Origin of the sequence: Bacillus daqingensis (assembly GCF_042654445.1) — a bacterium.
GTDB classification, from domain to species: Bacteria; Bacillota; Bacilli; order Bacillales; family Salisediminibacteriaceae; genus Alkalicoccus; species Alkalicoccus luteus.
In genome coordinates, this window is record NZ_JBHSGK010000001.1 from 68,536 (window position 1) to 81,454 (window position 12,919).

At 49.0% G+C, this 12,919-nt stretch carries 9 protein-coding genes; 6 read left to right on the top strand and 3 right to left on the bottom strand.

Translation table 11 applies throughout. The features are described from left to right. Nucleotides 1-42: 42 nt before the first annotated feature. Nucleotides 43-567 (top strand): methyl-accepting chemotaxis protein, encoded by a 525-nt coding sequence (locus ACFO4L_RS00295; RefSeq protein WP_377907769.1) that lies wholly within the window; start codon nt 43-45, stop codon nt 565-567. Nucleotides 568-666: 99 nt separating this feature from the next. On the opposite strand, the gene ACFO4L_RS00300 is transcribed toward ACFO4L_RS00295, so the two are convergent. Beyond that, nucleotides 667-1,125, bottom strand: coding sequence for a DUF1499 domain-containing protein (locus tag ACFO4L_RS00300; protein WP_377907634.1), 459 nt, complete (start codon nt 1,123-1,125; stop codon nt 667-669). A 171-nt stretch (nt 1,126-1,296) separates the two neighbouring features. On the opposite strand from ACFO4L_RS00300, the gene ACFO4L_RS00305 reads away from it, so the two are divergent. Next, entirely contained in the window at nt 1,297-1,752 is a 456-nt protein-coding gene (locus tag ACFO4L_RS00305; RefSeq protein ID WP_377907635.1) for a GNAT family N-acetyltransferase, read from the top strand. 68 nt (nt 1,753-1,820) lie between these two features. Next, complete coding sequence (locus ACFO4L_RS00310) at nt 1,821-4,256, top strand: diguanylate cyclase domain-containing protein (protein WP_377907636.1); 2,436 nt, start codon at nt 1,821-1,823, stop codon at nt 4,254-4,256. 251 nt (nt 4,257-4,507) lie between these two features. On the opposite strand, the gene ACFO4L_RS00315 is transcribed toward ACFO4L_RS00310, so the two are convergent. Further along, nucleotides 4,508-6,175 (bottom strand): glycoside hydrolase family 13 protein, encoded by a 1,668-nt coding sequence (locus tag ACFO4L_RS00315; protein ID WP_377907637.1) that lies wholly within the window; start codon nt 6,173-6,175, stop codon nt 4,508-4,510. A 293-nt stretch (nt 6,176-6,468) separates the two neighbouring features. Here ACFO4L_RS00315 and ACFO4L_RS00320 point away from each other — a divergent pair, with 293 nt between their 5' ends. From ACFO4L_RS00320 to ACFO4L_RS00330, 3 genes are all read left to right on the top strand, one after another. Then, entirely contained in the window at nt 6,469-7,461 is a 993-nt protein-coding gene (locus tag ACFO4L_RS00320) for a DoxX family membrane protein (protein WP_377907638.1), read from the top strand. A gap of 70 nt (nt 7,462-7,531) precedes the next feature. Beyond that, entirely contained in the window at nt 7,532-9,247 is a 1,716-nt protein-coding gene (locus tag ACFO4L_RS00325; protein ID WP_377907639.1) for an ABC transporter ATP-binding protein, read from the top strand. After that, a complete protein-coding gene (locus tag ACFO4L_RS00330; RefSeq protein WP_377907640.1) occupies nt 9,240-11,069 on the top strand; it encodes an ABC transporter ATP-binding protein in 1,830 nt (609 codons plus the stop codon). Before ACFO4L_RS00325 ends, ACFO4L_RS00330 begins: the two co-directional genes overlap by 8 nt. 308 nt (nt 11,070-11,377) lie before the next feature. On the opposite strand, the gene ACFO4L_RS00335 is transcribed toward ACFO4L_RS00330, so the two are convergent. After that, a complete protein-coding gene (locus ACFO4L_RS00335; RefSeq protein WP_377907641.1) occupies nt 11,378-12,856 on the bottom strand; it encodes an MDR family MFS transporter in 1,479 nt (492 codons plus the stop codon). Between the last annotated feature and the right edge of the window lie 63 nt (nt 12,857-12,919).

A 12,919-nucleotide genomic window follows, 5' to 3' on the forward strand; every position in this document is an offset into this window, starting at 1 on the left:
GCGTTGGAAGGGAGTGCCCGCTTAAAGGAACTGCAGCGGATTATGCAGGAAACGACAGGAAGCATTGAACAGATCGATACTAAAATGCAGGAACTCGCTTCGTTCTCCAAGGAAATTCAAACAATTGTCAGCATCGTTCAAGGGATCGCTGATGAAACGAATCTGCTCGCGTTGAATGCGGCAATCGAAGCGGCCAGAGCCGGGGAACACGGCCGGGGTTTTGCAATTGTAGCTGACGAAGTTCGAAAACTGTCTGAACAGACGAAAGAGTCGGTTGGGAAAGTTCGAGGACTGACTAATCAGACAGATAAAGGCGTACAGGAAAATGCTGCACTGTCCAAAGAAATCGCTGAACGGATGGCAGAAGGGAACCGGTCGGCAGAAGCTGTTGGAGATACGTTCGCTGTCATCCTTAGAAAAATGGAGGAGGCAGTCGGCAAAAACACAGAAATTGAAACAGAGCTGACCGCATTTATGGATGTAATCGGAGAAGTAAACAAAGCCTCCGGTCAAGTAGCAGCGGCTGCAGAGGAGCTGCTGGACCAATCGCGCGGCCTGCAAAAATAGACAGCGGTGTGAGCAAGAGACAGAAAACTAGTAAGTAAGACGTTTTACGTAAATGAAGCGGCTCTCCGATGGAGGCCGCTCTTTTCTGTTCCATGCAACTTACTCGCGCTTACTTTGATAGGCTTCACGGATTGCTTCGATCCGCTTGCGATTAACGTCCATATCGGAATAACCAACGCGCGCTGCAGAACGGACGTCTATGCTATTTTCCGATTCGTTCACGTAAAATTCAACGTCATCCTTAAATTTAAATACATTTGATGCATACACCGCATGGACGTAACGGTCATCTGCCGAAACAATTTCTGCCTGTTCGTCAGCACGGATGATCGCTTTGATGTTCTCAAGGCTTTCCGTACCGTTTTGAAGCGTGAACGGTTCAATATAGCCGCGGTGTTCCGTATCTGCCTGAGATGAAACGGCGTTTGGCGTAGACGGAAGAGGAGCAAGGCTGCCGTTCTCTGCACCTAGGTGCTCCGGCGTCCGGTTGTTTTTTATTACCATAAATGCTGCTGCAGCTATGATGCCTGCAATGACAACGATCACAATTATTCTCATCAAAAGACTCCCTTTCCATATAAAGAATAGTGAACAAACTTTTCCATCGAGGGCTGCAGGAAAGCAGGGGTTACGTTCCAGCCTTATGAGCAACCGATGTTATTTCTTTTCGATTCCCCATTTTATTTCTTTCTAGTCATCTTCAGGTAAAATAGCGGGGAGGGGGAATGCATGATGGACTGGAGATTAACATCATTTCATGAATTTTCAGCAGATCAGCTTTACGATATTCTGCAGCTGCGGACAGAAGTGTTCGTCGTCGAGCAGGCATGTGCTTATCTTGAAGTCGATGGAAAGGATAAAGATGCGCTCCACCTGACTGGTGTACGCGATGGCGTAATAGAAGCTTATGCGAGACTGCTCCCGCCTGGAACAGCGTATGAAGAGGCAAGTATCGGACGGGTCATTGTACGGCCCAATCTTAGAGGAACAGGGCTGGGAAAAGCTTTGCTCCACCGAAGCATGGAAGCTGTGTATCATCACTTAAACGCAGATCGGATTAAGATTCAGGCACAGGAATATGCGCTGCCGTTTTATGAAAAAGCAGGTTTTGTCGCTGTAACATCCTCGTATCTTGATGATGGTATTCCTCACGTTGATATGATTCACCATGTAAACAAAAAATAAAAGTAGGAATGGACCAGTTGTTATTGTATAATGATAGCATAAAATAGTTTGAAAGGAGGATTTTTCTCTTGGGTACAATAGACTATAAAGGCGCGGCCGATCTTCTTTCTGTTCCGACTCTGGTGATTTCGAAAGCGCCGGATTCCTATGCAGGCTTTGCAGTGAAAGCAGCCAATGCATCGTTTGACCGTATGATCTCCGGCGTAAAGAACGTCGATCTACGGATGTTGGAACGTTATATGGATAAGAAGAATACGGAGCTTTTTTATCAGATGTGCAGCTACGTACTGTCTACCGGGAGTGCATCCTCTTTTCAACTGACGGTAAAAGGCTGTGTCTACATGACAAACGTCTCTACCTCCGATTCTGTGATTATTATCTCATTTTCAGACATAACAAGCGTGCAGTCACGCCTTGACACATTGGAGACGTATGTGGCCAATAGTCCGGCGCTCATGTGCAGAATGGATGCACAGGGGGTCATCCTTGAAGTGAACGCCGAATGGGAAGCGCTTACGGGAGTTACTGCAGGCATGCTGATCGGACGCTCTATGCTTGATCTGGTACTTGATCAAGACAGGGAAGCATCGATGAATGCATTTAAACGGGCGTTTCGCGGAGAGACGATTCGGCATTTTTTGAATCGTATCGTCACAGCAGCTGGAACCGTTCATTATTTAGAATGGCATCTTTCCATTTCTGACAGAACGGTATTTGCTTCTGCAGTAGATGCATCAGAGCGGGAGCTTCATCAGCGCAAGGCGGCTGAGCGAGGGAAATTGCTTGAGAGTTTGACAGAAGAAGTGCCGGGCGGTCTTTATAAACTAAAGCGAAGCAGCGATGGAACAGTCAGCTTTCCGTATTATTCCAAAGGTTTTCTTGATATTTTTCACGTAACTGAAGCCGAATTCAGGCAGGATGAATCGATTGTTTTTGCCAAGGTTATCGAAGAAGATCAGGAAGCTGCCGTACAGTCGATGCGGACTTCCGCTGAGACACTGACACGCTGGGTGCACGAATTCAGAATAAAAGAGCCGGCTGGCAGGATCTGCTGGATTCGAGGGAGAGCACAGCCTGCTGCTGATCAGCATGGGGGAGTGGTCTGGTACGGCCATGTTTACGATATCACTAAAGAGAAAAACAAAGAGCTTGCTTTAATAGAATCAGAAGAAAAAATGCGGCTGTTAACTACGCAGGTGCCGGGCATGCTGTATCAGTTTGACGTTCGTCATGACGGACAGTTTTTGTTTAGCGCAGCCTCCCCCGGTGTGGTGGAGTTGACCGGCTATACCCAAGAGCAGATTTGCGGTGACACTGGCTTCTTACTGCAGCACATTGAAGCACCTGATCTGGAGAGAGTCGAAAGCAGTATTGAAGAAGCGGTTCAGTCAGGCACCCTCTGGTCGCTGGAATATTGGTACGATCATCCGGAAAAAGGGAGAAGAAAAATGCGCGGCAACGCACAGCCGCGCTCGCTCTCTGATGGAACGGTCCGATTTTACGGATATATTTACGATATTACGGAAGAAGTGAAAAAAGAAGAGCAGCTTGAAGAACGTGAACGGCTCATCACGCAGATCTCAGACAGAGTTCCTGGGATTATTTATCAAATGACGGGAACCGGTCCGGACGACCTTCGCTTCACAATGGCTACCGGTCAGTTTCAATCTATTCTGGGCACGGATTTCAGCGAGAAAGAATTGAAGCAGTATGCTATTTTTGACTGGGTATACGAGCAGGACCGTGATGAGCTGATGGCTGCTGTTCACGCATCGGTCGAGCATCTCACGTTATTCGACTGTACGTTCCGAATATATGTTGGCGAAGGCAAGCTCAAGTGGATTCGGGCAACCTCTACACCGGAACGGCTGCAGGATGGCAAAATCCTGTGGAGCGGTTATTTAAATGACGTCACAAAGGCAAAACATGATGAGTTCGCACTGCTGGAAAGCGAATCACGCTTGAAGAAGCTGGCCTTAGAAATGCAGGAAATGGCCTACCATGACCCGCTTACCGGACTGCCAAACAGACGGATGCTGTTTCAGCAGCTGGAAATGGAAATCGAACGGTCAGTCCTTACGGGAAGCCGCCTCGGACTGCTGTTTATTGACCTCGATGATTTTAAAGCAATCAACGATACGTTTGGTCATGATGCAGGAGACCGGCTGCTTAAAGAAGTTGCAGGGAGGCTGCAGGACTCGGTGCGTCAAACCGATTTAGCAGCGAGAATGGCGGGCGATGAATTTCTGATTCTCTTTACCGGCCTGTCCTCTGACGAAGAGTTAAGAGCAGCTGTAGAACGAGTGATGGACTCCATTTCGGCCCCATTTGTGATGAGTGAAGGAACGATGCACTGTACCGCATCAGTTGGAGCAGCAAGCTATCCGGAACATGGCAGAACAGCAGATGACCTCATCAGCTGCGCGGATAAAGCTATGTATAAACAAAAACGCACTGATAAAAACGGCTTCCTCGTTTACGAAAAAGGAATGGAATTTTCCTGACAGATAATGCCAACTCTTCTGCTGCCTGTCAAAATTGGAGATTCTCGACTCCGGGAGAAGCAGAGCGAGGCGAAGATCCAGTGGATACCAGGAAGGAAAGCCGTGGCCGTCCCCTTAGGAAAGCGAGTGTCCGCAGAAACAAGCAGATGCAACGTTAGCTACTTAAAATAACTTTGTCCTCACACTGAAAAGCCGTCCCCCTATAAGGGTGGACGGCTTTAGTGTGGTGGCTGCAGGGAGCTGGCAGTCAATTAAAGAAGGTATACGCGTGCTTCATATGGTTGAAGCTCAAGCGCAGCGGCCTCCTCGTGCTCCGGTACTTCCTCATAGTTTTGCAGAACAAGGTTTCCGGAGGATAGAGCCAGACCAGTGCCATCCTCGTGCCAGGCAGCGGTTTTGCCTGTCAGATTGGTGATGACGACTGCTTTTCGGCCATCTAGTTCACGAATGTAGGCGTAAACCTGATCGCACTCCGGCATCATCAGTTCATAGCTCCCGTAAACGAAGAGCTCGTGCCGCTTTCGTAAATGAATCAACGCGCGGTAGAAGCTGAGAATCGAGTGAGGGTCCTGCTTTTGTGCCTCGACGTTGATCCGTTGATAGTTGCTGTTGACCTTCAGCCACGGTGAACCGGTTGTAAAGCCGGCATTATCCGCATCAGACCACTGCATTGGCGTCCTGCTGTTGTCACGGGAGGTTTTTGCAAGAATAGCAAGGGCTTCGCCCGTTTTCCCTTCGCCGGCTTTTTCTAGGAACAGGTTCTTCGCTGCCACATCATCATAGTCATCAATGGAATCGAAGTAAATGTTGGTCATGCCGATTTCCTGACCTTGGTAAATATAGGGAGTCCCGCGCATGAGAAAATACATAGCAGCAAGCGAGGTTGCGCTTTCCCGCCAGAACTCTGTATCATTGCCCCAAGTAGATACGACACGGGCTTTATCGTGATTTTCGATAAAGAGAGCGTTCCAGCCGCTGTTTGAAAGGCCTTTCTGCCAGCTGGAGAGCACCTTTTTCAAGTTGACAATATCAAGTCCTTCTTCTGCATCCTCATCCCACAAATCAAGATGCTCGAATTGAAAGACCATGTCCATTTTCCCTTCATCCCCAACCCATAGGTGGGCCTCATCAATACTGACACCGTTCGCTTCTCCAACCGTCATTGCGTGCGGATAGTTCGAATACGTTTCCTTTCGGAATTCTTCTAAAAAAGTATGAATTCCGTCCTGATTCATATGCATATCGAAGGAAGAGACGACAGGTAGTCCCTCGGGATTCGGCATATCTGGGAACCCGGGCCGCTTTTTAATGTGACTGATTGCATCGATTCTGAATCCGTCAACACCTTTGTCAAGCCACCAGTTAACCATGTTAAACAGGGCTTCGCGCACTTCTTCATTTTCCCAGTTCAAATCTGGCTGACGTTTGCTGAAAACGTGGAGGAAATACTGATCTGTCTTAGCCTCATATTCCCAGGCAGACCCGCCGAAAATACTTTCCCAATTGTTGGGAGGTCCGTCTCCGACACCGTCTCGCCAAATATACCAGTCCCGCTTCGGATTATCTTTAGATGAACGGGATTCGATGAACCACGGGTGTTCATCACTCGTATGGTTTAATACGAGATCAATAATTAAACGCATGCCGCGCTCATGACATGCCTCTAAAAGCGCATCGAAATCGTCCATTGTCCCGAAATCTTCCAGTATGTCCTGGTAGTCAGAGATATCGTAGCCGTTATCATCTAGAGGCGACTTATACATCGGACAAATCCAAATAAAATCTATGCCGAGTTCTTTCAAGTAATCCAGCCGGCTGATCATCCCCCGCAAATCACCGAAGCCGTCACCGTTGCTGTCTTGAAAACTGCGCGGATACACTTGATAGCCAACCGCTTCTTTCCACCATACTTTTGTCATTTTTAGTTCACCTCATCTATTGGTCAAAAAGTTGCACGGATTTGTGCAACCGGTTTAACAACGGAAATAAAGAAAAAAGCGCCTAAAAAGCACTTCCTCAATTATGATACCGAATTCATAGCAAAAATACAATTGGTTCAGCGCAATTGAACTTATTTGTGTTGCAAAGCAAAAGATAGGCATCTGAAGCTGAGACCTCGTTTCCTGTATGTTGGACAATGTATTTGGAAGTGTTTGGTTAAAGGGCAAGAAAGGGTAAACAATTCTATCATCTATCGACTGGAGGAACAGGCATGCTAAAGCGGTTCACAGCTGTTGCAGGGATCATCGTTTTGCTGCCGGTATCGGCGGCGGCACATGTGAAATGGTTTACGGAAGAAGAGGCAGAGCGAGCCCCGATTGAAGCGATTATGAGCCCGGCTTTCATGCTGACGGCAATACTGGCAGCCGTATTGCTCAGTCTGCTTCCCGGTTTATTGGACGCGATGAAAAAACGCCGGCCTTTTGTAAAGCTCGATAAGCGGATTGCCTCTCTCCGGCATTATACGTTTACCCTGCTCCAATACGGAACGGCAGCAGCATTTTTGATTCAGTTCATCCAAGGAGGATTGTTTGCACCGGAGCTGCTGGAGCTGCAGGGGGTGCTTGCAGCGGTGACAGCCGGCATGGTGGTTCTGCTGCTTATTCCTTTAAGAGTTACCGTCCGGATCGCATCAGGAATTTTAATCGGCCTCTATTCGTATTCAGTCATGGATTTCGGCTGGCTGCATATGCTGGACTACGTGTTTTATTTAGGCATCGCCTTTGTCCTCCTGTTCTATAAAACAAGGCTGCAGCAATGGAACTATCCTGTCCTTTATTTAACGACCGGGCTTTCGCTCTGCTGGGTAGCGGCGGAAAAGTGGGTCTATCCGGATATGGCAGAAAACGTTATTCTCAATCATGGTGTTCCGACCTTCGGCTTCAGTCCGGATCTGTTTGCAATGCTGACGGGATTCATTGAATTTACGGTCGGCTACCTTCTTATCGTGGGCATGCTGAACCGTGTTTTGGCAGTCGTGCTGACCGGGATATTTATTGGTACAGCTTTTCTGTTTGGATGGCTTGAACTTGTCGGCCATTTCCCGATCCACGTGATTTTGTTGACTTTCATTATCGAAGGAAGCGCTTTTTACCGGCCGCCAGTAGCATATCATCAGCGAACGTGGCAGAAGATGGTCTACGTTTCCGTGCATTTTTTATTTGCGCTCGCATTAATTTTGCTTCTTTATTATCGTTTTGCGTAAACTGCTTCGAGTGCAGAAATGAATATGGTAAGCTGAAGTAGACAGAATCGTCAGAAAGGCGCGTACAGCTATGAAACTCATATGGAATTATTTAAAGCGGTACCGGGTAATGGTAGCTGCTGCTCTTGCACTCACGATGATTGAATTAACCGTTGAGCTGCTGCAGCCGCTTCTGATTGCCCGTATTATCGATGATGGTATTATGACAAATGATTTGAATACGGTCGTGTTCTGGGGCTGTATAATGCTCTTGTTTTCCTTCATCGCATTCGCGGCAGGGATTATTAACTCGTTTTACGCTGCCCATGCTAGTCAGTATACCGGCTACGACTTACGGACCGATTTGTTCAGACGCGTTCAGACATTTTCTATGAAAAACTTTCAGCAGTTTCCGACTTCTTCTCTTCTGACCAGAATCACCAATGACGTTAACCAGCTGCAAAATACGATCTTTATGAGTCTGCGCATTATGCTTCGGGCTCCGCTGCTCGTAGCGGGTTCCGTGATCATGGCCCTGATCGTCAATTGGCAGCTGGCTTTGATCCTGGTTGTGACTGTGCCGGTGCTTTTAGCGATCCTGCTCTATATCATGAAGCTTGCAGGACGGCTCTTTAAAAAGGTGCAGGCTGGAGTCGATGATGTGAACAGCGTCGTACAGGAAAACTTGAAAGCTGTGCGGCTGATTAAATCCTATTCCAGGCTCACTCATGAATCGAATCGGTTCCACGGGGCGTCAGAGACGCTGCAGGGCCGCACCGTAAAAACACTTCGGATAGTTGAAGCAACGATGCCAATCATTTTGCTGATCATGAACGTATCGATCATGTTCGTGCTTTGGTTCGGGACGCAGGGTGTAAATACTGGAGCTGTTTCTGTCGGGGAAACGGTCGCGATTATTAATTACATCACCAGAATGACCGGAGCTTTATCCATTTTTTCAATGATCATCATCATTTTTTCCCGGGCAAAAGCTTCGGCGGAACGGATCGGCGATGTACTTGCGGTAGAAGAGGAGATGGAGGACGGTACCGGAAGTGTAAAGGAGCAGGCAGGGGATATTGCACTGGAGGACGTTTCCTTCCAGTATCCGGATGAGACGAGAAAAGCACTCGACATGGTAAGGATTCATCTGCGTCCGGGAGAACGGACAGCGCTGCTTGGTGCAACCGGTTCGGGCAAAACGACGCTTCTTCAGCTGATCTTAAGACTTTACGACCCGGTCCAGGGACGGGTGCTGCTGGATGGAAAGCCGCTGACGGCCATCAAGTGGAAAGAGCTGCGAAGCTGGATTGGCTATGTACCGCAGGAGGCCGTGCTGTTCAGCGGCACTATTGCAGAAAACCTCCGCTGGGGAAAGCCCGATGCAACAGATGCTGAAATGGAGCAGGTGCTGCGGGATGCTCAAATAGCTGATTCGGTGAACGAACTTCCGGATGGCTTGTACACCCGCATTGGTCAACGTGGCGTTAATCTGTCAGGCGGTCAGAAACAGCGCATCTCCATCGCGCGAGCATTAATTCGAAATCCGCGGATTTTACTGCTGGACGACAGCACCAGTGCGCTGGATGTAAACACAGAAATGAGGCTCTTAAAAGCGCTGGATAGCTATTCGTGCACCACACTGATGATCACCCAAAAGCTGAGTACAGCTATGGAAGCAGACAATGTCATTCTGCTTGATCACGGTGCAGTAGAAGCCGTCGGCTCTCACGAGGAGCTGCTTCAGCGCTCAGAGCTGTACAGACAGATTTACGAAACGCAGGCAGGAGGTGCGGCGCGTGGCTGATAAGCATCCGCTGATCGAACCATTTCAGCATAAAAAATTAATTCCAGAGGCAGCGCCGGACGCTAAGAAGCGGGCAGCCGATTGGAAAGGAACGCTAAAGCGGGTGTGGAGCTATCTGGCCGTGCACCGGTCAAAGCTGCTGCTTGTGACACTGATGATCACTCTCTCCTCGGCGATGGCACTGACAGGTCCGCTGCTCGTCGGCCTGTCGATTGATACGTTTCTCGTAGATGGAGACCTCGTCTGGATCGGCTACATGCTTGCCGCCTTGGCAGTCATCTACATCATGCATTCCGTCAGCGTCTTTCTCCAGCACTTTTGGATGGTGGCTGTGGCACAGAAGTCGGTCTATACGATACGCACCGATCTATTCGATCATCTGCAGCGGCTGCCGGTCCCGTTTTTTGACAGGCGCCAGCAGGGGGATCTGATGAGCAGGCTGACGAACGACATGGATAACATCAGCAATACGCTGAACAGCTCCGTTATCCAAATTATTCAAAGCGTGCTGACGCTCGGCGGTATTTTAGTCGTTATGCTTTATTTAAGCCCGCTTTTAACCGTGCTCACGCTGACTATTGTTCCAATGATGGTGCTGGGAATGAAATGGATCACGAAGCGGACCGGACCATTGTTTAAAGAGCAGCAGAAGCGGCTTGGTGACATCAACGGCTATGTTCAGGAAACCATGTCCGGGCAGCAAATCGTAAAGGCCTTCTCAAGGGAAGAGCAGGTCATTGACTCGTTTACCGAAAAAAATGAACGGCTGCGTCATGCCGGATTTTGGGCTCAGACGATTTCCGGATTTATTCCGAAGCTGATGAATATGCTGAATAACCTCAGCTTTGCTGTTATAGCAGGCGCGGGCGGACTGCTTGCGCTCAACGGCATGGTAACCATCGGTGTCATCGTTATTTTCGCTGAGTACGCCCGTCAATTTACGCGGCCGCTGAATGATCTTGCTAATCAGTTCAACGTCCTGCTTTCCGCTGTGGCAGGGGCAGAGCGTGTCTTTCAAATTATGGATGAAAAAGACGAATTTGAACGAGAGGAGGAGCAGGAAGAGCTTTCGCTTACAGAGGGCAGTGTGACATTCGATGACGTATCCTTTGGCTACGGAAATGAACGAACAGTAGACCACATTTCTTTTTCGGCAGCGAGAGGGGAAACAGTAGCTTTTGTCGGCCCTACGGGGGCAGGAAAGACGACAATTATCAGCCTGCTGGCCAGGTTTTATGAGCCGGATCAAGGGCGGATCATCATCGATGGACAAAACATTTTGTCGGTGCGAAAGGCGTCGCTCAGAAGACAGATGGCATTTGTGCTGCAGGATACATTTCTCTTTTCCGGTACGATCATGGAGAACATTCGCTACGGCAGGCTTCATGCAACAGACGAGGAAGTCTATCGTGCTGCCGCAGATGCGAATGCCCATTCCTTTATTGAACACCTCCCTGACGGATATGATACAGTCATCGATTCGGAAGGCGGCGGAATCAGCCAGGGACAAAAGCAGCTATTATCCATTGCCCGGGCACTGCTGGCGGACCCGGCAGTACTCGTGCTGGATGAGGCAACGAGCAGTATCGATACTGTGACAGAAGTGAAAATTCAGCAGGCGCTCAAACGTTTAATGAAAGGCAGAACAAGCCTTGTGATTGCTCATCGGCTGAATACGATTCGGGAGGCAGACCAGATTGTCGTGCTGCAGGAAGGCAGGATCATGGAGTCCGGCAGCCATGAAGAACTGCTGGAACAGGGTGGCTATTATGCAGGAATGGTTCATTCCCAGTTTCAGCCAGGGAATACAGCAGTCGTTTAGGCTTGCAGGCTGTTGAAAAAGTCAAAATCCAGTCCGGCTAAGCTCGTGCCAATCTTAAAACAGGCGTTATAAACGTACTCTCAACTGCTGAAATCGGAGGACCACGGCCCGGAACGAGGCGAAGTTCCAGCGCTTCCGGCTACGAAAGGAAGCAGTTAGCTGAACCCGCCCCCTCCGAAAAGCGGGTGTCCGCAAATGCGGGCAGATACAAGGGTATTCACCTAACGTGACTTTATTCAAACTATGACAGCTTCGGACCGCATCGGTCCGAAGCTGTTTTTTTCAGTATGCATTATGTGGAACGGTCATTATTTATTTTCCGCATTTGACTGGAGCGGAACGTCTGGCTCATTACGCTTTGGTCCGAATTCTGCATCCCATTCTTCATCGGACATTGGCTTTCGCGGTCGAAGAAATAAAATGAGAATTAAACCTGAGAAGGTCAGCGCTGTTAAAAACCCCATTGCGACATTCATTCCGATTATGTCCGGTGTCCGGTCAGCTGTACCGGTCTCAAGCTGCATCGCCGTAGTCGTCATAATCGTAACGAGCAGGGCAGTGCCGACAGATGCGGCGATTTGTCTCATCGTGTTATTCATAGCTGCCCCGTGTGGAATGAGCTTGCGGGGGAGTTCATTCAGCCCTGCTGTCGTAATCGGCATCATGACCATGGAAAACCCGAACATCCGTATCGCAAACAAGAGCGCAATAAACGTAATCGTCGCATAGGCGTCAACAAACAAAAATGCTGCAGTGGCTCCGCTCATAATCGTCAATCCGGTAAAAGCCAGTGCTCTCGCTCCGATCCGGTCAAAAATGTAGCCTGTGAGAGGAGACATGAATCCGGAAACAAGTGCTCCAGGCAGCAGAGCGAGACCGGAGTCAAATGCGGTGAAGCCTCGCATTTCCTGCAAGTAGAGCGGAATCAATGTTTCCATGCCGATCAGGCCGAGAAAGCCAATCATGCCGACCGCGGTCGCAATGGTGAACGTGCGAAGTTTGAAAACACGAAATTCCAGCATCGGATGCACCATGCGCAGCTGTCTCGTAATAAAGAGATAAAGGCAAACGGCACTCACAGCTAGTGAAAGAAGCGTGATTGGAGACAGCCAGCCGGCGTTCCCGGCGCTCGTAAATCCATAAAGCAATCCGCCGAATCCAAAAGAGGAAAGAATAATCGACGCCGGATCAACTTTGGGATTTTTGAGCTCTGTCACATTATTTAATAGCTTCCATGCCAATAGAATGAGCAGCAGAATGAGCGGCAGCACGAGCCAGAACAAATAGCGCCATGCGAATGTCTCAATGACCCAGCCTGACAAAGCCGGCCCGAGAGCAGGAGCAAAGGAGATCGTCAGCCCCACAAAGCCCATCACCGTGCCGCGCTTTTCAAGCGGGAAGATAAGCAGAAAGACGGTCTGCATGAGCGGCAGCATGATTCCGGCACCGGCTGATTGAATAACACGGCCAGCGATCAGCATGCCGAAACTGTCGGCAAGTCCGCCGACTATCGTACCGGCAGTAAATGTAAGCATCGCCGTCATAAACAACTGCCTGGTAGTGAATTTTTCAATTAAAAAGGCTGTTACAGGAATCATGATTCCATTTACCAGCATAAAGACGGTGGTCAGCCACTGGGCTGTATTAGCCGTTACGTTCATCTCCTGCATGATTGGAGGAATCGCAGTGATCATGAGAGTTTGATTCAGTATCGTTAAAAAGGAGCCTGTCAGCAGAATAGCTGCGATGAGCAGGCTCCGTCTGGATACGCTTCCGGATTCAGTCAAGAGACTGCCCCCTTCCCGTATGGTTTAACAGTCTATTGAAGAGTGTACCACTCTTTACGTGTT